Below are 20444 nucleotides of genomic sequence, written 5' to 3' on the forward strand. Positions count from 1 at the left end.
TCGCTCGGCGCCGAAAGACTCCCACGGATCTGGCTCGCCTCCACGGTCCCTTGATTCCGATGGAGTAGGCTTCGAGCGTCCGGAGCCGACGTTCTCCCCCCTCCATGAGCTCCCCCGATCAACCAGTCCCCGCCGCAGGGTCCAAGGCGTCCTCAGGCACGTCCACGGAGCCCTCGAAGGCCGGCCCCGACACGCTTGACGCGGCCAGCAACCCGTTCGTGGACGAGCAGTTCGACGCGGCCCACGCCACGTTCGAAGGGGCCTGGATCGGGTCGTCGCCGCCGGGCATCAGCCACGTGCTGGGGCGGATCGTCGGGTTCCCGCGGCTGCTCCTGAAGCACCAGGACCTGGTGGTCACCGCGGTCAAGCGCGAGCTCGAGGCGCGCTTCACCGGCACGCTGCTCGGCTGGGTCTGGCCGCTGGTCTATCCGGCGTTCATGTTCGCGGTCTACTACTTCGTCTTCACGAAGCTGCTGCAGCTGAAGATGCCCAAACTGCCCCCCGGTCTCGAGCCGGCCATGGGCGTGTTCATGTTCACGGGCATCCTGATCTGGACCGGGGTGTCGGAGGGCTTCGTGCGCGGCACGAGCTCGATCGTCGACAACGGCAACCTGATCAAGAAGCTCGCGTTCCCGACCGAGCTCCTGCCGCTCAACGCCGTGCTGGTGGCCCACGTCACGATGCTGTTCGGCGTCGTGGCCTTCGTCTTGGCGACGCTCACACCCGTCTGGCCGCTCCCCGGGCGCGACCTGTTGTGGGTCCTGGCGATCCTGCCGTTCCAGCTGCTGTTCACGTACGGGCTCTCGCTGTTCCTGGCCACGTGCCACGTGTTCCTGCGCGACACGCTCCAGCTCGTCACACTGCTCGCCACGGTCTGGATGTTCATCACGCCCATCTTCTGGGTGCCGTCGGCGGCGGTGATGGGCGAGGACTTCGAGCCCTACCTCGAGCCCTTGACCTACAACCCGATCTACCACCTCGTCTACGTCTGGCGCTGTGGACTGATGAACCGCGAGAAGCTCCTGTCCCTGGACCACGAGGTCTTCGGTCAGGTCTTCGCCACCGCGCCCAGCCACTCGCTCGTGGTCTTCGCGGCCTGGTCGATCGGGATCTTCCTCGTCGGCTTCATGGTCTACGGACTGTCCCAGCGCCGCTTCGCGGACGAGGTCTGAGCGCGGATCCCCGGTGGCCCGCAGCACGCACGTCATGGCACCCAAGTACTCGATCGAAGTCGAAGGCCTCGGCAAGGCCTTCCGCGCGTACAAGCGCCCGCTCGACCGCGTCCTCGAGTCCCTGACCCTGGGGAAGTGGAAGCGGCACCGCGAGTTCTGGGCCCTCAAGAACGTGGACTTCAAGCTGAAGCCCGGTTCGTCCCTGGGGCTCGTCGGAGCGAACGGCGCGGGCAAGTCGACGCTCCTGAAGGTCCTGGCCGGCATCACGCCGCCGACCCAGGGGCACTACCGGATCAACGGCTCGGTCGCGAGTCTGCTCGAGCTGGGCGCCGGCTTCCACCTCGACTTCACGGGGCGGATGAACATCGTCAGCAACGGCGTGATGATGGGCTTCTCGCGCCGCGAGATGGACCGGCGCATGGACGAGATCATCGAGTTCGCCGAGCTCGGTGAGTACATCGACCAACCGGTGCGCACCTACTCGTCGGGCATGGGCCTGCGCCTCGCCTTCGCCATCGCCTGCGCCGTCGACCCCGACGTGCTGATCGTCGACGAGGTGTTCGCCGTGGGCGACATGTACTTCCAGAAGAAGTGCGTCGACAAGATCTACTCGTTCAAGCAGCGCGGCAAGACGATCCTCTTCTGCAGTCACTCGCTGTACGACATCCGACAGCTGTGCGACGACGCGATCTGGATGCGCGACGGCATCCCGGCCGCGATCGGGGACTCGGTCTTCGTCACGAACGAGTACACGGCCTTCCAGCGCGATCACATCGCCGACGCCCAGGGCGACATCACGTCCGAGGTGCCGATGGTCGTGCGCTCGGGCCTCGATCCTTCGATGATGCCGCGCATCCTCGACGCGCGTCTCTACCGCCTCGGCACCGACGAGGAGTGCTACCAGTTCACGACCGGGGACGACCTGGAACTGCGGATCTGGTGGCGCAACCCCGATCCCGACCAGACGCCCGTGTCCGTCGGCACGGCGTTCTTCCGCCAGGACATGACGATCACGGCGGGGATGGGGACGCACTTCTCGAACTTCCCGCTGAAGGAGCGCGAGGGCTGCCTCGTGCTGCGGATCCCCGACATCCAGATGCTGTCGGGCCAGTACGTCGTGCCGGTGATCCTCTTCGACGAGGGCGGCGTCCACCGCTACGAGGAGTTCGCGCTGTCCGACCACGTCGTCGTGCGGACCGAGACCCGCGAAGTGGGCATGTTCCGGATGCAACACGAGTGGGAGGTCGTCCAGCGACCCACGCCGTCGCAATCCCTGACCGAGGAGTCGTGAGCGGTTCCGAGCACTCGACCCGACTGTCGGCGCTGATCGTCAACTTCAACTCGGGCAACTTCGCCCTGCGTTGCGTCGAGTCGCTGATCGCGATGTGGGCGCTCGAGGGCCGTCGGCCACAGGACCTCGAGATCGTCGTCGTCGACAACGCGTCGCCCGTCGACCAGGAGACGTGGCTCGACCACCTCGAACGCCTCGGCGCGACCGTCGATCGCGCGGACGACAACCTCGGCTACGCCGGCGGGATGAATCGCGCCTTCGCGCACACGAGCGGTGGGCCGGACGACGTGGTCGCCATCCTCAACCCGGACCTGTTCATCCTCGAGGGCGCGCTGGGGACGATGCTGTCCTACCTGGCCGACCATCCGGACGTGGGCATCGTGGATCCCAAGGTGTCGATCGACCCGGGGCGCGAGCTGCTCCTGCCGCGCAATCCACTGCCGACGCTCGTCGAGCACACGCGCGTCAACCTCGCGCACCGCTCGACCGGCTGGGCGCGACGCTACTCGCGGCACCGACTGCGCGGCGACGTGCCGTTCCACGAGTCCGACGGCCCCGTCGAGACCGACATGCTGTCGGGCTGCTGCATGTTCATGCGGCGTGCGACGATCGCGCGCCTCGGTGGTCGGCCCATGGACGACAGCTTCCCGCTCTACTACGAGGACACCGACCTGTGCCGCAAGGTGCGCGCGCTCGGCCTCAAGCTGGTGCACATGGGCAACGCGCCCGTGCTGCACTACTGGTCGCGCAGCGCGGGGATCGGCTCGCAGTTCGAGGGCGAACCGGCGCGCCGCTACCACTACAGCCGGAACCTGTACTTCACGCGCTACTACGGTCGCGTCGGAGGCCGCTTCGCGCGCTGGATCGGCGACAAGGGCGCCGAGTGGGCGACGCGCGGTCGCATGGCGATGCACGAGTTCGAACACCTCGGCGAGGTCAGCGAGGCACCGGTGCTCGAACTCGACGGCGACGGTCCGTTCCTCGTCGAGGCGAACTTCTCGCCGGCCTTCCTCCTGTCCGCGGGGACGTTGGGCGAAGGTCGGACCTTCCAGTTCTCGCCCGGAGCCTGGGAATGGATGTTCCCGGCGCGCATCTACGTGCGCGCGCTCGACCGCCGGACCCTCGCGCTGCGCGGAGCCTGGACCTTCGACCGCGTCGGACACGTGCGCGAGAACGGGCTGACGGTGGAGGAGGTCTACGGGGCGCAGGTGCAGGCGCTGATCGAGCCGCTCCCGACCGCGCACCGGATCGGAGGCGTGGCGTGACCGAACGTGCTTCCATCCAGGTCCAGGGGCCGTGCAGCGAGCCGGTCGTGCTCGACGAGCTCGCCCGTGGACCCGTCCTGCTCTTCGCGCCGCATCCCGACGACGAGGTGATCGGCGCGGGTGGGACCTGCCTGCGCCACGCGGCCGCCGGCGACGAGGTGCACGTGGTCGTGGTCTACGACGGCGCGCTCGGCCGCCGCGGTTTCGAACACATGGACGAGGCCGCCTTCGTCGCGCTCCGCCAGGAGGAGTGCCGCGCGGCCTGTCGGGCGCTCGGCTTCGCATCGGTGATGTTCCTCGGTCACCCCGAGGGGCGCGAACTGAGCGACGACGACCTGGCCAAGGGCGCCGAGCAGATGGCTGCCCTGATCCGGCGCTTCGCTCCGCGCACGGTCTACGCCCCCTGGCCCGGCGAGTCCCACCCCGATCACCACACGCTCGCGCGCGCGGTCGCGGTCGCGCTCGATGCGCTGCACGCGAGCGACGGTCCCGTGCCGGAGCTGTGGACCTACGAGGTCTGGTCCACCTTCCAGCCCAGCCACGTGGTCGACATCAGCTCGCAGTGGCCGGCCAAGGCGAGCGCCCTCGCGCTGCACCACTCGCAGGCCTCGGTGCGCGATCTCACGCACTACGTCGAGGGTCTGAACCACTACCGCTCGCTGTACATCGATCGACCGGGCGCGACGCACGCCGAGGGTCTGGTGCACGTGGACGGAGGCAGGCGATGAGCGCCGAGGAGAGAGCCGCCGGAAAGGCTGCCGTGCCCGACCCGCGTCTGGCGCCGGCCGCTCGCGTGGCCACCGAGCACGCGGCGAAGGGCGCCGCCGCGGGCGTGGCACCGAACCGCTTCGCGCACCTGTTCCCGCCGCTCGCGGATCCCGGCGCTCTCCCGCGCCGCGTGCTCGTGATCGCACCGCACGCCGACGACGAGGTGCTGGGCTGTGGCGGGATGCTCGCGTTCCACACGCAGCGCGGCGACAGCGTGCGCGTGGTGGTGCTGACCGACGGAGCGCTGGGTGATCGCGACGGACTGGCGGGCGACGACGCCGACGCTCTGGGGCGCACGCGCCAGGAGGAGAGCGTCGCCGCCGGCCGCATCCTGGGCGTCTCCGACCACCGCTTCTGCGGGCTCGAGGACGGCGGGCTCGGCACGCTCGCGGACCTTTCGTCGCGCATCGCCGACGAGATCGCGGACTTCGACCCGGACCTCGTCTACGGCCCGTCGCCGCACGAGTTCCACACCGACCACCGCGCCACCGCCGCCGCGCTGATCACGGCCGCCGCGGCGGACACGCGCACGCGCACCTACCACCTGTTCGGCGTCAACACCTACGCGCACGCGACGGTGCTGTACGACACGACGGCGTTCTGGACGCGCAAGTCGGAAGCCCTGGCCGCGTTCGCCAGTCAGATGGCGTACCACGACCTGGTCGAGAAGTGCGGCGCGTTCGATCGCTCGCGCACGGTCAACGTGCCCGACGACGCGGTGCAGAAGGCGGAAGGGTACGTGTCCCTGCCGAGCGAGCGCATGGCCGCCTACGGACGCGCCGTCGCAACGCTCGTGCGCGAAGTGGCCGACGCCGCGCTCATCGGTGGGGAAGGGGCGCGCGAACCGGCCGCCACCCGCCGCGCGGACGCACGCCGCGCCGCAGAACTCGGCGTGCCGCGCACGACGGCGGTGATCTCGACCTGGAACAAAGTCCTCGACGTGGTCGCCAACGTGGAGTCGCTGCTCGATCAGACCTTGGCCTTCGCCGAGATCGTCGTTGTCGACAACTGTTCGAGCGACGGCACGGCGGAGCTGCTGGCCGAGCGCTTCCCGGAGGTGCGCGTGATCCGCACGCCGCACGACAAGTACGGGGCCTGCGAGACGTTCAACATCGGCTTCGCGTCGGTGACCACGCCCTGGCTCGCGATCCTCGACGACGACGTGGTCCTGCCGCCGGACTGGCTCGAGAAGGCGTCGGTGCGTCTTCTGGCGGAACCCGACACCACGGCGCTGCTGTCGTCCAAGGTGGTCGAACCGGGCATGCCGGCGAGCTACACCAACTCCGAACGCGTCAACACCGAGCGCTACATGAGCACGTTCCGCGGCTGCGGTAGCCTCGCAAAGGTGGCGCCCCTGCGCGCGGCGGGCTGGTACGACGAGCGGCTGTTCATCTACGGCAACGAGCGCGACCTGACGTGCCGCCTGCTCGCCGACGGGTATCGCGTGCTGCAGTACCCCGGCGTCGTGACCTACCACTCGACGCCGTTCGGCCTGCAGATGGGCAAGCGCAGCCTCTACTACCACGCGCGCAACGCCTGGCTGACGCAGCTCAAGTACGCGCCGTTCGCCGACCTCGTGAAGCTGCCCTGGTTGGTGCTGACGAAGGTGCTCCTGCGCAGCGAGACGAAGGAGACCGGCGGCGAGGTGACCGACGCGGTCGGCACGATCGGCATCGGCTCTTCGATCAAGAACACGAAGGGTGCCTGGCGGGTGCTCGCGAAGGCCGCCTGGAGCATCCTCCTGAACGTGCCGTACTGTCTGCGTCATCGCCGCCCCGTCCACGCGCCGGACTTCCGGCTGCCGATCGAGTGAGCGCGAACGGGCGCACCACAGCGGCGGGCATCACCGCCGTCGTCGTGAACTACGACGGGGCGCACTACCTGGCGGCCTGCCTCGACGGACTCTTCGCGGGCGACGTGGTGCCCGACGAAGTGTTCGTCGTGGACAACGGTTCGACCGACGGCAGCCAGGACCTGGTGCGCGAGCGCTACCCGGACGTCGTGCTGCTCGAGCTCCCCGGCAACCCCGGGCCGGCGGCCGCGCGCAACCTCGGGATGCGCGTGGCGCGATTCGCCCGCGTGTTGACGCTCGACAACGACGTGGTGCTCGAGCCGCAGGCGCTGGCGCGGATGGTGGCCGCCCTCGACGCGGACGCGGGGCTCGTCGCCGTGCAGGCGCGATCGGTCGTGGCCAGCGATCCCGGGACGGTGCACTACGACGGCGGCTGGGCCCACTACGCCGGGCTGCTCGTGCTGCGCAACTTCTTCGTGCCCGCGGCCGAGGCGGAGGGCTCGGGCACGAGCGAGGTCGGCGCGTTCGTGTCCCTGTGCGTCCTGCAGGAGAACGCGCGCGTGCTGGCGGCGGGGGGGTACGACGAGGACCTCGAGATCCTGTTCGAGGACGCGGACCTGTCCTACCGGCTGCGCGCATTGGGCGAGCGGTTGGCGGTGGTGGACGACGCGCTCTGTCTGCACGGGCCGGGCACCGCGGGCACGTCGTTCCGCCGCGAGATCTACCCGGCGCGGCGCGTGTTCCTGCACTCGCGCAACCGCTGGCTGCTCCTGCTCAAGAACCACCGCGCCTGGACGCTGGTGCTGAGTGCGCCGGCGCTCGTCCTGTACGAGATCTACTGGCTCGCCTTCGCGACGCTGCGCGGCGGACTCCTCGCCTACCTGCGCGGCAAATGGGCGCTCGTGCGACTTCTCCCGGGCGTCCTGGCCCGGCGGCACCGGATCCAGAGTTCGCGCCGGGTGGGGGACCGCGAGATCCTGCGCGGCGGGCCGTTGACGCTCTCGCCGCAGCTGCGCGAGAAGAAGTTCGCGCGCGCCTCGAGCGCGACGTTGGACGCGTGCCTGCGCGGGTGGTGGGCGCTCGTGCGTCCGTTGGTACGGTAGCTGTCGATGCGCGTCCTGCTCGTTTCCCACCGCTCGCTGCCGCGCCATCCGGCGGGGACCGAGGTGCACACGCACAGCCTGGCGCGCGCTCTCGTCGCAGCCGGGCACGAAGTGCTGGTGTACACGGCCGAGAAGGACGTGTCGCGTCGGCACATGTCGCTCAACCGCCGCGAGCACGACGGCGTGCGCTACGTGGAACTGGTCAACAACCTGTTCCACGAGTCGTTCGAACAGACCTACCGCAGCCAGCCGGCCGAGGTGCGCTTCGGCGAGGTGCTGGACGCGTTCCGGCCCGACGTGGTGCACGCGGCGCACCTGCTCTACCACTCGATCGGGTACGCGGCGATCTGCGAGCAGCTCGACCTGCCGTTCTTCATGACCCTGTTCGACTTCTGGCTCATGTGCCCGCGCTTCGGACAGCGCCGGTACCTGGACGGGAGTCTGTGCGCGACGATCGAGCCCGAACGCTGCGCGCGCTGCATGGCCGGGTTCAAGCACGCGGCGACCGCGACCGAGCGGCGCGTCGGTCGCGCGCTCGCGGGGTTGCGCGGCGCGACGGGCGTGGACCTGGCGCCGCTCGCGAAGCGCGTTGCGGCGGGATCGGCCGCGCCGACCGGCAGCACTGCCTTCGTCGAGCCCGAGCTCGACCCGCGCTGGCTCGACGCCCTGGCGGAGCGCGAGCGCGCGATGCGCGAGGAACTCGTGCCGCGCGTGGCCGGTTTCGTCGCGCCCAGTCACTTCCTGGAGAGCGAGTTCCTGGCCTGGGGGCTGCCCGCCGGGCGCACGCACTTCCTGCGCACGGGCATCGATCTTCTGCCGTTCGAGGGCTTCGTGCGCGAACCGCGGGCGGAGCGCCTGCGCGTGCGTTTCATCGGAACCGTCGTCGCGCACAAGGGGCCGCAGGTCCTGGTCGAAGCGTTCGAACGACTCGAACCGAGCGTCCGCGAGAAGCTCCAGCTGGATCTGCACGGACCCGGATCCCACGCGCCCGAACTCGCCGCCGACCTGGAGCGTCGCGCGGCGGCACTCGGTGCCCGCTACCACGGAGCGCTCGAGCGCGCCGGTCTGGCCGCGACGCTCGCCCGCACGGATCTGCTCGTGGTTCCGAGCCTGTGGTACGAGAACGCGCCGCTCGTCATCCTCGAAGCGCTCGCGACGGGAACGGCCGTCGCGGTCAGCGACCTCGGCGGCATGGCCGAACTGGTGCGCGAGTCCGAAGCGGGCTTCGCGTTCCGAGCCGGCGATGCCACGGCGCTCGCCGAACTGATCGCGGGCCTCGCCTCGGACCCCGAACGCGTGATCGCCGTGGCCGCACGCGGCCGGGGTGCTCTGCGCTCGATCGACGAGGACGCGCGCGACTTCGCCGCGCTCTACGACGCGGCGCTCGCGCGATGAAGATCCTGTTGTGCGTGCACGGCTACCCGCCCGAGCTGGTGGGCGGCACCGAGCTCTCGACCAAGCGCCTCGCCGCGGCCCTCGTGCGCGCCGGTCACGAGGTCGTCGTGTTCGCCGGAACCCTGGACTGGGAGAAGCGCGGCACGCTCGAGGAGACGCGCGACACCGACGGCGTGCGCGTCCTGCGCTACAGCCGCGACGACCTGTACTTCGACCACTGGCACAAGGGCCGCAGCGCCAGTGTGCGCAGCGCGTTCGCCGCCGTGCTCGAGCGCGAGCGACCCGACGTCGTGCACGTGCACCACTGGATCCGGCTCACGCGCGATCTGATCGCGACCGCCGCGCGCGCCGGTGTTCCGGCCGTGGCGAGCCTGCACGACGCCTGGACCAGTTGCCTGGTGGCCTTCCGCATCCGCCCCGCGACGCGTCTGCCCTGCGACGCGCCGCTGGCCGTCGATCCGTGCATCGACTGCGCGCGCGTGCTCGAGCCGCCGACGCCCTGGATGGACGCGGACGAGGAACAGCGACGTTTCGAGGAGCACCGCGCGGACCTCGTGCGCGAGTTGGAGCTCGCGCGCGCGGTCGTCGTGCCGACGCTGAGCCACGCGCGCACGATCGAAGCTGGCCTGGGTCTCGCGCCCGGAGCTCTGCGCACCGACGTGGTGCGTCCTGCGGTCGATCTGCCCGAACGCGCGCGCGCCGTGCCGCGCTTCGAGTCCGGTGACGTGCTGCGCATCGGGTCCTGGGGCCACTACGCCGAACACAAGGGGCTCGAGGTGTTGATCGACGCCGTGCGCGCGCTGCCGGACCCGACGCGCGTCGAGCTGCGCCTGGCGGGCGGCACCGTCCTGCCGGCGCACCGCGCGCGACTCGAGGAGCGCGCGCGCGGCTTGCCCGTGCGTTTCGACGAAGGCTACGCACCGCACGAACTCGGCGCGCTGCCGGTCACGGACGTGCACCTGTTCGCGAGCGGATCGCTCGCGCGCGAGTCCTGGGGCCTCGTGGTCGACGAAGCTCTGGCGCTCGGGTTGCCCGTCGTGCTGCCGCGCGCCGGTGCGTTCGCCGAGCGCGCGCAGGGAGTCGAGTGGGCGCGGCTCTACGAGCAGACGCGCGCGGAGGACCTCGCGCGCGTGCTGCGCGAGTTGCTCGAGAATCCACCCGCGCTCGCGCGCATGTCCGCGGCCGTACCGGATCGCGCGGCGCTCTTCTTCGACGGCGACGCCCAGGCCGCCGCGCTCGCGAGCGTCTACGAACGGGCCCGTGCCGCCGGTCCGCCGCCGGTTCCGAGCGCGCCCGACGACGCGCGCGACCTCGCGGACCAGCGCAGCTGGGACGACCGGCTGCAAGGGCGGTAGAACGCGCGACGGGTGGACGCGCGGTTCGAGGGACGTTCTCGAGCTCGCGTTCCTCGGGTCCGCGAACGGGCCGCGCGCCGGGCAGCACGGTGGCGGACCGGGAGTCGCCCGACGTACCGAGCACGTCGCAACGCACGCCGCGCGCCGCGGTCGGTGCACGGCCGCGGCTCGAGACGTAGGCTGTGCGCCCCCGCGCCATGCCGACCATCCGAACCTCCTCCGCTCCGTCCACTCGCTCCCGTCGCGCGGGCGGCATCGCACTCGCGCTCGCGTGTGCCCTGGCGGCCTCGTCGCTCACGGGCTGCGTAGCGCCCGAACCCGTCACGATCGGTCACGGCGACCTGGACGAGGTGCGGCGGGAAGCGGTGGCGGCCTACCGCGAGGGGGGCGAGCGCTGGGCCGCGATCGTCGAGCGCACGCGCACCGATCCCAGGCTCGCGATCTTCCTCGTCGACAACGCGGCGGCGGCTCTCGTGCGCCACTTCGTCAGCGGGCAGATGTCGCGCCGCGGTGCGGTCGAGAGTCCCTACGAGCGCGCGCGCCGTTCGCTGTCCGAGCTCGGCGCGCCCGCGGCCGAACTGCTCGAAGAGATGGTCATCGGTGGGGACGAGGTGGTGGCCGGCGCGGGCGTCGATGCGCTCGCCGTCATGGATGGCCACGTCCTCGACGCGATCGTGCGGATCCTCGCCGACGGGCGGGTCGAGGTGCGCCGCCGCGGTGCCGCGCTGGCCGCCCTCGCGGTGCCCCTCGACGAGGCCGCCGAACGCCGCCTGGTCGACGTCCTGGCGCCGATCGTCAACGGCGATCCGTCCTGGGTCGTGCGGGCCGAAGCGGTGCGCGCGGCGGGGGCACGGGCCGCGCGCTCGGCCGACATGCGGGCCCTGCACACGGGACTGCTCGCCACCGGGCTCGAGGACGCGGACGCCACCGTGGTGGGCATCGCCGCGGACGGTCTGGGCACGTGCCGCGCCGTGAACGCCGTGCCCGCGCTGATCGGGGCCCTGGGGCGCGTCGAGGACGAGGTGGTCGCCCACGACCGGGTGCAGCGCGCGCTCAAGCTCCTGGTGCGCGAGAGCGAGCCGCACACGCCCGCGCAGTGGTGGCAGCTGTGGCTCGAGCGCCGCGCGGAGCTGCTCCGGGCCACGTGAATCGACGGGCCGGGCCGCTACACTCGCAGGCCTCATGGCCCAGTGGAAGTTGTCCCGTCGTCACCCCGCCTGCGTTGTCTGCGAGCACGTCTTCGAGGACGGCGAGCAGCACTTCTCGCGCATCGAGGTGGGCGTCGAGACCATCGAGCGGGCCGACGTCTGCCGCGCCTGCTGGCCGAAGGAGACCGAACCCGGTTGGATCTGGTGGCGGGCCCGCCGGGCCGTCGCGCGCTCGAAGGGCCTGGCGGTCGACTGGGAGATCCTGACCCAGGTCTTCCTCGCGCTCGGTCCCAAGTTGGACGCCCTGCGGGCCGCGGTGGCCGACGGGTCGTACGTGGCGCCGGAGATGGCGGCCCCGGGAACCGGAGTGGTCGAAGCGGCGGACGGCGCCGGTTCGGACGGCGCCGATTCGAGCGGTACCGATTCGAGCGGTGCCGATTCGACGGCTGCAGCGGCGACGGAGACCGAAACCGAGCCCGTGACCGAGGCCGTGGAAGGGGAGGTCGCGCCCGCCGAGGACGTCGAACCCGCCGCCGAACCCGAACCGGTCGTCTTCCAGGATCCGGTCGAACGCCTCGAGCAGGTGCGCTATCTGCTCGCTCTGCTGCTCCTGCGCAAGCGCCGGCTGATGCTCGTGCGCGCCGTGCGCCGCAACGACGGCGAGGCGCTCGTGGTGCGCCGTCCGCGCCGCAAGGACACGATCGAGGTGCGCGCGTTCGAGCTCGACCCCGAGCGGATGGACGCCCTGCGCGGCGAACTGGTGCGCCTCTTCGAGGGCGAGGGGTTCGACGAGGACGGTGTTTCGGATGACGGTGGTTCGGACGCCGGCTTCGAGGAGTCCGGCGACGAGCCCGAGGCCCGCTCGGACGACGGAGCGCGCGACGGGGAGTCGGACGACGACGCGAGCGACGACGCGAGCGAGGGCGAAGCCGCACCCGCCACCGAGGCGGCCGCGAAGCCCGGCGCCTGACCGCGCCCGGTCCGGTCCCCGCTGTTCGAGGCGTCGCGAGCCGAGTCCGGCGCCCGCGGAGGGCGGGGGAGGACCGTGCCCGAGGTCCGAGCCCGAGGTCCGAGCCCGAGGACGGCACTGACGGCAGCTACCCGGCGACCTGAGCCCTGAAGCCCGTCGCGTCGTTCGCGCGCCCATCCCACTCCCACCGTCCGCAGCCGCCCGGCTCGCGCGCCCGACGGTCCCACCGAGCCGCTCGCCGCCGCGCGACGACCGCTCGCGGGGGCGGGGACCCCACTTCCTCCCACCGCCGGTTTCGAGGGCGGCGGGCCCTGCGGCCGGCGACGGCTCCGGTCGTCCCGCCGGGGGCGGAACGGCCTCGAACGGGCTCCAATCGCCGATTCGGGCGACCGGTCGGCGTCCCGAGTCCACACTTGGGACTCGTTCTCGTCCCGGCTCGAACCGCCCGCACCGGGTCCGCCGGGGCCTTGGAGGGGCCTCACGTGCCCTCGGCGTGGGGGTGGGGATCCATTCGATGGGGACGAGTGGGGAGACGGGCTGAAAAGTGGGTGACGGTGGGGGTCGGTGGTATAGAGTGGGGACGTCCAAGAGCGATCCCTCCGGCCGCCGCGCGCGACTGACCGATCCGCTCCCGCCGTGTCCGCCGGGCACGGTCCGCAGCGCGCCTGCGGCTCCGACGGTCGCCGTCCGCGGAGAGGGAAGTGAGCCCGAGCGGCTGCTCCACCCGACGACCGTCCTCCCCTCGAACCAGCCGGGCCCTTGAGGTCCGCGGAGCCGAGGCGGAGTCCCCACCCCACGTCCTCGGTCCCCCCCCTCGCCGCTCCGTGACCTTCCACGGCCAGTCCACCCACCAGCTCGACCCGAAGAGTCGGCTGTGCCTGCCCAAGCGCCTCCACGCGCTCGTGCCGGCGGACGGTCCCGATGGAGAGCGCGTCGTGTGGCTGACGCGCGGCCAGGGCGGGTGTCTGTGGCTGTTCACGGACGAGGAGTTCGAGCGCCGCGTGGGCGAGCTGCCCGACGCGATCTTCGGCACCGGACTGTCCCAGTCGGTCGAGCGCGAGTTCTGGGCCTCGACCTTCAAGACGCGCCTCGACGGATCCCACCGGGTGCTCGTGCCCGACGAACTGCGCGCCCTCGCCGGTCTCGAGCCGGGCAAGGAGGTGTGCGTCATCGGCATGCGCGGGCGGATCGAGCTGTGGTCCCCCGAGCGCCGCGAAGCCGTGCGCCTGGCCGACAGCGATTACGACCGCATCGCGCCGACCTGGGCCGCGAGCGGCGGCGGTCAGTCGATCCAGCAGAACCTGCAGGCCATGCAGCAGCAGGCCTTCCAGCAGATGCAGATGCAGGAGCACATGGAGGCCCTGCGCAAGTTGGGCTTCTTCCCGGGCGGCGTGCTGCCCGCGGCGCCGGGTGCCGTGCCCCCGAACACCGACGCCCCTGGCGGGGAGGGCGGCCACTAGGCCGCGAGGAACGTGAAGGTGGTGGAGGAGGAACCGCACACCGACGATCGAGCGAACCGCACCGGCGGTGCGCACCGAAGCGACGCCCAACGGGCGAGCGCGCCGGACGTGCACGCTCCCGTGCTCGTCGAACAGGTGATCGACGCGTTCGTCCGCGCGCTGGGGCCGGAGCCCGAGGGCTTCTACGTCGACGGGACGATCGGAGCCGGCGGGCACGCGGCCGCGTTGCTCGCGCGCTTCCCGAAGCTTTCGGTCGTCGGCTGCGACTGGGATCCCGACTCGCTGCTCGAGGCCGAGCGCACGCTCGCGCCCTTCGCGGGGCGTTTCGAGCTCGTTCGCGCGCGGCTCTCCGAACTGGCCGAGACCTGTGCCGAGCGCAGTGCGCCGCTCGCCGTCCTCGCCGACCTCGGCGTGTGCTCGCTGCACCTGGATCGCGCTGAACGGGGCTTCTCGTTCATGAGCGACGGTCCGCTCGACATGCGCATGGATCCGTCCGCGGAACTGACGGCGGCCGACGTGGTCAACCGCACCAGCGAGAGCGACCTCGCCGATCTTCTCTTCCACGAGGGCGGTGAGCGCAAGAGCCGGCGCGTCGCCGCCGCGATCGTCGCTGCGCGCCAGCGACTGCCCTTCAAGCGCACCGCGGCCCTCGCCGGCGTGATCTCCGAGGCTCTCGGCGGTCAGCGCGGCAAGACGCACCCCGCGACCCGTTCGTTCCAGGCCCTGCGCCGCGCGGTGAACGGCGAGGGGCGCGAACTCGACGTCCTGCTCGACGACGCGCACGCCGTGCTCGCACCGAGTGGGGGCGCGTTGGTCGTCATCACCTTCCACAGCGGCGAGGACGGCGTGGTGAAGCGCGCCTTCGGCCGCGGACGTCGCGCCGATCGCTGGGAGCTGCTCACCGACGGCGCCGTCGAGCCGTCCCGCTACGAAGTGCGCACGAACCCGCGCGCCCGCTCCGCACGCCTGCGCGCCGCGCGTGCGCTGACCGTGGAGGCTTCGGCATGAGCCGCGCCACGAGTCTCTACTTCGTCGGTCTCGTCACGCTCCTGGTCGGCGTGCAGGCCGCCTACGTGTCGCAGGGCAACCACGCCCTCGCGTCGCACCTCGCGGACGAGATCCACCGCTGCGACGACGTGCGCGCGCGCATCGACGCGGTCGACACGCGGGTCCGCGAACGCGTCGCGCTCCTGCGTCAGGAGTTCGAGCGCACCGAACGCGTCCTCGCCGATCCCGAACTCGCAGCCAGCCAGAACGCGCAGGGCGCAGAGGTGCACGAGTGAGCGGCTGGCACACGTCGTCACTGCTCCCGCGGCGCTCGATGATCGCGTTCGCGTTCATCGCGGTCGGTCTTCTGGCCGTCGGCTCGAAGGTCGTCGCCACGCAGGAGCTGGAAGCACTCGAGGCCGGCGCGATCGACGACGGAACGCGCCACGAGCGCCCCGAACCGATCGTCCAGACCGCGCTCGAGTACGCCGAACCGCCGCTCTTCGAACTGACCGATCGCGACGGGTCGACGCTGGCCCACTCGGTGCGCGGATTCGCGCTCGAAGCCTCGCCCTTCCACCTGTGGCTCGTCCATACGCCGGCCCGCATCCTCGACGGTCTCGAGCGCGTTCTCGGCGACCAGCTCGACGCGGACCTCGAGCACCAACTGCTGCGCGTCGACGAGTACGGCTGGCGTTCGGTCGAGGGGCTCGCGTTGACGCGCGACGAAGCGGCCGCCATCTCGAACTGGGTCGCGGACGGCGGACCGACGCTGTACCCCAACGTCGATCCGCTGCCCGGGCTGATCGTCGAAGCGCGGCTGCCCGAGCCCGGCGCGCCCAGCGATCAGATCCTCTACGGCCTGCGCTGGAGCCCGCTGCTCCTGCTCGACGAGACGGTGCGCCAGCGCATCGATCGCAAGCTCGACGACGACCGCACCGTCAGTGCCGCCGCCTGGGTGCGCGCGCTCGGCGCCGGACTGTGGAAGCACCTCGAGGGTCCGCGCGAGCGCGAACTCGCCCAGTGGGCGCGCACGTCCGCCGAGCCGCCCAAGGGCTGGGAAGTCGTACCGCCCAAGACGGGCCTCTCGAAGCTGCTCGACGGCGTGATCGAGACGCCGCCCGCGTGGCGCGTCTCGAAGACCGTGCCGCAGTGGCAGCTGATCGGCAGCTCGAGCGAGTGGGTCTTCGAGCGCCTGATGCCCTGCCGCTACGTCGAACTCTGCGATCGCCTGACGCTCGAGAACGTCGACGCCGTGCGCGCCTTCCTCGCGGAGGAGCACGTCGGAGCGTTCCAGATGTGGCTGCCGCCGACCTCCGACCGCCGCTACCCGGCGACGCGCTTCCGCGCCCTGGGCAACGTCGGGTGGGTGGACGGCGACGTGCGCCAGCGCCACGCCCTGTTCGGCATCCAGTACGCCGCCGAACGCACGCTCGCGCGCCTCGGTCTCGACGCGCCGGGCGTCAACGAGACCTTCGAACGCAACATCCTGGTCCGCGCGCGTTCGCACGACCAGGAGTACTACGTCGACCACGGCAGCGGGTCGCTCCCGCCGCGCGTCGTGTCCACGCTCGACCTGGGCGTGCAGGTCCGTCTGGGGGCGGCGCTCGAGCGCGTCGAGGCCGAGCACGACACCTCGCTCACCATGGGGGTGGTCATCGATCTCGACACGCGCGACGTGTTGGCGCTCGACTGGCGCGACCCCTACGAGTTCGGCACGTTCGCGCCGTTGCAGCACGGCTTCACGCCGGGATCGACCTTCAAGATCGTGACGATGGCGCTGGCCCTCGACGCGGATCTGGTGCGCCCGGACACGATCTTCGACGTGGGCAACGGTCACTTCACTGTGCCCGGTACGCGGCGCGTCGTGGGGGAGGCCGAGGGCTTCGCCCGCGGTGCGATCACGGCCTCGATGTGCCTGGCGCGTTCGAGCAACGCGGGCATGGTCCAGATCGGGCACCTCGTTCCGGTCGAGACCTGGCAGCAGCGCACGCTCGAGTTCGGCTACGGACGTTCGCTGCCCACCGACCTGCTCCCGCCGAACTGGCAGAACCCCGCCGGCATCATCGGCGAGCGCGCCTCCGCGAACGACCGCAACGTCTGGTCGCGCACGCGCAGTCACACGTCGGTCGCGTTCGGCGACGCGATGTCCGTGAACATGCTCCAGCACGTGACGGCGCTCTGCGCACTCGTGCACGACGGCGAACTGCGGCCCCTGCGCCTCATCGACGCCGTCGAGGCCGGACGCACGATCGAGATGCCGCCCAGCAGCGGCGACGCGATCGTGCGGAAGAGCACGGTCCAGAAGCTGCGCTCGATGATGTCCATGGGCGCGACCGAGGGCACGGGACGCCGACTCGAGCGACCCGACGGACTGTTGCTCGAGACCAAGACCGGCACCTACGAGAAGCTCGAGCGCGGCGACGTCTCCTACCACGTCATGGGCGAGTCCCTGCGCCGCGCCCGCGAGGCCGGCGAGGAGTGGAAGGCCGGCGCGGCGCACCGTGAACACAGTGGCGACTGGGGCGGCGCGAAGTGGGGCTACACCTCGTCGATCGTCGTCGTCGGCGAAGTCGCTTCCGGACCGCTCGCCGGGCGACGCGTCCTGACCTACATCGTCGCCGAGGACCCGCGCGGCAAGGTCCGCTTCGGTTCCGACGTGACCGGTGCGGCGGCCGTCGACGTGGTGGCCTACGCGCTCGGGTACGACGCGGCCGACCGCTTGCGCGCGCGCGTGCACACGGACGGTCGCCCGCGCCTCGACGCCGTGGCGATCCCCGAGCTCGAGGACCTCGAAGAGCGTCCGTGGACGGGAGTGGGACGCTGATGGTGCGCCTCTCCGAAGTCGTCGCCCGCCTCGGCGGTCGAACGTCCGCCGCGGGATCCGTCGATCCCGAGCTCTCGGACGTGCACCTCGACAGCCGCCGCGTCGCGCCCGGACACCTGTTCTGCGCGTTGCCCGGCCACCGCGTCGACGGTCTCGAGTTCGCCGGGTCCGCGCTCGAACGCGGAGCCGTCGCGTTGCTCGCACCGACCGAGGCCGAGGCCGCGGCTCGGGCACTGGCCGGTTCCGTACCGCTGTGGTTGCACGACGCGGCGCGGCGCACGGCGGGGGAGGCGGCCTCCCTCGTGCACGGTTCGCCGTCGAAGAAGCTCACGACCTTCGCCGTCACCGGCACGAACGGCAAGACGACGGTGGCCCACATCCTCGCGCACCTGTTGCGCGCAGCCGGACACGTTCCCGCGGTCGTGGGGACCGTGGGCAACTCCATCGCGGGCGGCTCGGTGCACGCGGCCCACAACACCACGCCCGACGCCACCGAACTGCAGCGCCTCTGCGCGCAGCACCTCGCGGCGGGCGGCGACACGCTGGTCACCGAAGCCAGCAGCCACGCGCTGTGTCAGCACCGACTGGCCGGCTTCGACCTCGACGTGGCGATCTTCACCAACCTCACGCGCGACCACCTGGACTACCACGGGACGATGGAAGAGTACGCCGCCGCGAAGGCGCTGCTGTTCCGCACCCTGAAGCCCGGGGGTCACGCGATCCTGCCGGCCGACGATCCCGTCGCCGCCGGTTACGCCGACATCGCGCGCGAGCGCGGCGCCAGCGTGCATACGTACAGCATCGGGTCCCGAGCGGACCTGAGCGCTTCTCGCCTGGACGTGGTCCCCGGGGGCTCAACTTCGTTCCTCGACGGGATGGGGATCTCTTGGGAATCGTTCGTCCTGCCTCTTGTAGGGGTCCACAACCTGGCGAACGCGCTCGCGGCACTGGCCGCCGTGCTCGTGTCGGGAGCGAGTCCCTCCGCGCTGCGGAGTGGACTCGCGACCGTCCCTTGCGTCATCGGTCGGCTCGACCCGGCGCACGTCGAGGGCGACGCGGTGCGCGCCTACGTCGACTTCGCGCACACGCCGGACGCGCTGCGCGCCGCACTCAGTGCCCTGCGCGCCGAACTCGACGTCGCGGGCAGCGGGCGCCTCGTGTGCCTGTTCGGCTGCGGCGGTGAGAAGGATCAGGGCAAGCGCCCGCTCATGGCGCGCGTCGCCAGCGAACTGGCCGACACGGTCGTCCTGACCAGCGACAACCCGCGCAGCGAGGACCCGCTCGCCATCATCGAACAGGCGCGCGCCGGTCTCGTGCCCGGTGCCGTCACCATCGTCGAGCCCGATCGCCGCGCCGCGATCCACGCGGCCGTGGCGGCCTGCGAACCGGGCGACGTGATCCTGCTCGCCGGGAAGGGGCACGAGCTCACCCAGGAGATCGCCGGTGAATTCCTGCCCTTCAGCGACGCCCAGGTCGTGCGGGAGGCACTCCGGTGATCCGCTTCACCTTCAAGGACCTGCTCGCAGCGACGGGCGCCATGCCGCGCGACGCCGGCGCGCACGACGAACTGCGTCTCGTAGGGGTCACGACCGACACGCGCGAGGTGCGTCCGGGACAGCTCTTCGTCGCGATCGAAGGACCCAACTTCGACGGAGATCGCTACGCCGCCGACGCGTTCGGGCGCGGTGCGGGCGCGGTTCTCGTGCGCCGGGAGGAGACCGCGCGAGAGCTGCCGAGCGACCTGGCCGTCGCCGTCGCGCCCGACACCGTGCGCGCGCTCGGCGACCTGGCGGCCTGGCACCGCTCGCGTCTCACCTGTCCCGTGCTCGCGATCACGGGCTCGGTCGCCAAGACTTCGACCAAGAACGCCGCAGCGGCACTTCTGTCAGGGGTCGGACACATCGCCGCCGCACCCAAGTCGTTCAACAACTCGATCGGCGTCCCGCACACGCTGCTGCTGGCCGACGACACGACGCGCGCCGTGGTGCTCGAGGTCGGAACCAGCGCTCCGGGTGAGATCGCCGCCCTCACGCGCATCGCCAAGCCGGTCGTCGGCGTCATCACCGCCATCGGCCACTCGCACCTCGAAGGTCTCGGGGGGATCGAAGGCGTGTGCGAGGAGAAGGGGCAGTTGGGCGCGGAGCTGGGGCCCGACGACCACCTCGTGCTCGACTCCGAGGGCGACTTCGTGGATCGGCTGCGCTCGATGACTCGGGCGAACGTGCGCACCTTCAGCGTCGAAGGGCGCGGCGACTGGAACGCGCGCGCCGTGCGCGACGAGGTCGACCACTTGCGCTTCGAGGTCACGCGCCCGGACGGAGCTCCGCTCCAGGTGGCCGTGCCTCTGATCGGCGCGCACAACGCGGCCAACATCGCGGCGGCCCTCGCGGCGGTGGATGCCATGGGCTTTCGCGTCGACGAACTGGTGAGCGGCCTGACGGAGCTGCGGGCCGCACCGCACCGGATGCAGCGCATCCACATCGGCGGCGTCGAACTGATCGACGACACCTACAACTCCAATCCTGACTCCGCGCGGAACGCCGTGCGCGTCCTGGCCGGTCGCAAGACCGCGTCGAGACGCGTCATGGTGCTCGGAGACATGCTCGAACTGGGGGCGCTCGCCGCCGATCACCACCGTGAACTCGGTGGACTGGTCGCGGCAGCGCGATTCGAGCTCCTCGTGTGCGTGGGCGACCTCGGCGAGATCATCGCCGAGGGAGCTCTGGCGGGCGGCATGCCGTCCGACAGGGTCGTCCACCACGCCACCACGGAAGAGGCCGTCGCCGCCGTACCGGCGCGCTTGAGGCAGGACGACGTCGTCCTGTTCAAGGCCAGCAGGGGGCTGGCTCTCGAGCGCGTCGTGGACGCCGCGGCGACGGTCCTCGAGAGGGGGGCGCACCGTGCGGTCTGA

General features: G+C 71.4%; 16 protein-coding genes. All 16 read left to right on the top strand.

Features of this window, described 5'->3' with window-relative positions; genetic code table 11:
* The first annotated feature begins 104 nt into the window (after window positions 1-104).
* The 16 genes from Pla163_RS06875 (at window position 105) to Pla163_RS06950 (ending at window position 20444) form a co-directional block, all read left to right on the top strand.
* Complete coding sequence (locus Pla163_RS06875) at window positions 105-1172, top strand: ABC transporter permease (RefSeq protein ID WP_145185587.1); 1068 nt, start codon at window positions 105-107, stop codon at window positions 1170-1172.
* A 34-nt stretch (window positions 1173-1206) separates the two neighbouring features.
* On the top strand, window positions 1207-2463 hold the full coding sequence (locus Pla163_RS06880; protein ID WP_145185590.1) for an ABC transporter ATP-binding protein: 1257 nt from the start codon (window positions 1207-1209) through the stop codon (window positions 2461-2463).
* Window positions 2460-3728 carry a glycosyltransferase family 2 protein gene (locus tag Pla163_RS18845; protein ID WP_419186397.1) on the top strand — a complete coding sequence of 423 codons (1269 nt, stop codon included), beginning with the start codon at window positions 2460-2462 and terminating at the stop codon, window positions 3726-3728. Before Pla163_RS06880 ends, Pla163_RS18845 begins: the two co-directional genes overlap by 4 nt.
* Entirely contained in the window at window positions 3725-4456 is a 732-nt protein-coding gene (locus Pla163_RS06890) for a PIG-L deacetylase family protein (RefSeq protein WP_419186398.1), read from the top strand. The genes Pla163_RS18845 and Pla163_RS06890 overlap by 4 nt, the downstream gene beginning before the upstream one ends.
* A gap of 32 nt (window positions 4457-4488) precedes the next feature.
* Window positions 4489-6309 carry a PIG-L family deacetylase gene (locus Pla163_RS06895; protein ID WP_419186399.1) on the top strand — a complete coding sequence of 607 codons (1821 nt, stop codon included), beginning with the start codon at window positions 4489-4491 and terminating at the stop codon, window positions 6307-6309.
* Complete coding sequence (locus Pla163_RS06900) at window positions 6306-7391, top strand: glycosyltransferase family 2 protein (protein ID WP_419186400.1); 1086 nt, start codon at window positions 6306-6308, stop codon at window positions 7389-7391. The genes Pla163_RS06895 and Pla163_RS06900 overlap by 4 nt, the downstream gene beginning before the upstream one ends.
* 6 nt (window positions 7392-7397) lie before the next feature.
* Window positions 7398-8786 carry a glycosyltransferase gene (locus Pla163_RS06905; RefSeq protein WP_145185606.1) on the top strand — a complete coding sequence of 463 codons (1389 nt, stop codon included), beginning with the start codon at window positions 7398-7400 and terminating at the stop codon, window positions 8784-8786.
* On the top strand, window positions 8783-10141 hold the full coding sequence (locus tag Pla163_RS06910; RefSeq protein WP_145185609.1) for a glycosyltransferase: 1359 nt from the start codon (window positions 8783-8785) through the stop codon (window positions 10139-10141). Before Pla163_RS06905 ends, Pla163_RS06910 begins: the two co-directional genes overlap by 4 nt.
* A 197-nt stretch (window positions 10142-10338) precedes the next feature.
* Window positions 10339-11289 (top strand): hypothetical protein, encoded by a 951-nt coding sequence (locus tag Pla163_RS18850; RefSeq protein WP_419186401.1) that lies wholly within the window; start codon window positions 10339-10341, stop codon window positions 11287-11289.
* Between the two features lie 34 nt (window positions 11290-11323).
* Window positions 11324-12259 (top strand): hypothetical protein, encoded by a 936-nt coding sequence (locus Pla163_RS06920; protein WP_145185612.1) that lies wholly within the window; start codon window positions 11324-11326, stop codon window positions 12257-12259.
* 824 nt (window positions 12260-13083) lie between these two features.
* Window positions 13084-13719, top strand: a complete 636-nt coding sequence (locus Pla163_RS06925) for a division/cell wall cluster transcriptional repressor MraZ (RefSeq protein WP_419186402.1) — start codon at window positions 13084-13086, stop codon at window positions 13717-13719.
* A 108-nt stretch (window positions 13720-13827) separates the two neighbouring features.
* A complete protein-coding gene (gene rsmH / locus Pla163_RS06930; protein ID WP_145192399.1) occupies window positions 13828-14727 on the top strand; it encodes a 16S rRNA (cytosine(1402)-N(4))-methyltransferase RsmH in 900 nt (299 codons plus the stop codon).
* A complete protein-coding gene (locus tag Pla163_RS06935; protein ID WP_145185620.1) occupies window positions 14724-15002 on the top strand; it encodes a hypothetical protein in 279 nt (92 codons plus the stop codon). The genes rsmH and Pla163_RS06935 overlap by 4 nt, the downstream gene beginning before the upstream one ends.
* The gene (locus tag Pla163_RS06940) at window positions 14999-17533 is read left to right on the top strand and encodes a penicillin-binding transpeptidase domain-containing protein (RefSeq protein ID WP_145185623.1); all 2535 of its coding nucleotides are present in this window, start codon (window positions 14999-15001) and stop codon (window positions 17531-17533) included. Before Pla163_RS06935 ends, Pla163_RS06940 begins: the two co-directional genes overlap by 4 nt.
* Complete coding sequence (locus tag Pla163_RS06945) at window positions 17533-19029, top strand: UDP-N-acetylmuramoyl-L-alanyl-D-glutamate--2,6-diaminopimelate ligase (protein ID WP_145185626.1); 1497 nt, start codon at window positions 17533-17535, stop codon at window positions 19027-19029. The genes Pla163_RS06940 and Pla163_RS06945 overlap by 1 nt, the downstream gene beginning before the upstream one ends.
* Entirely contained in the window at window positions 19026-20444 is a 1419-nt protein-coding gene (locus tag Pla163_RS06950; protein WP_145185629.1) for a UDP-N-acetylmuramoyl-tripeptide--D-alanyl-D-alanine ligase, read from the top strand. The genes Pla163_RS06945 and Pla163_RS06950 overlap by 4 nt, the downstream gene beginning before the upstream one ends.

The organism is Rohdeia mirabilis (assembly GCA_007750655.1).
GTDB lineage: Bacteria > Planctomycetota > UBA1135 > UBA1135.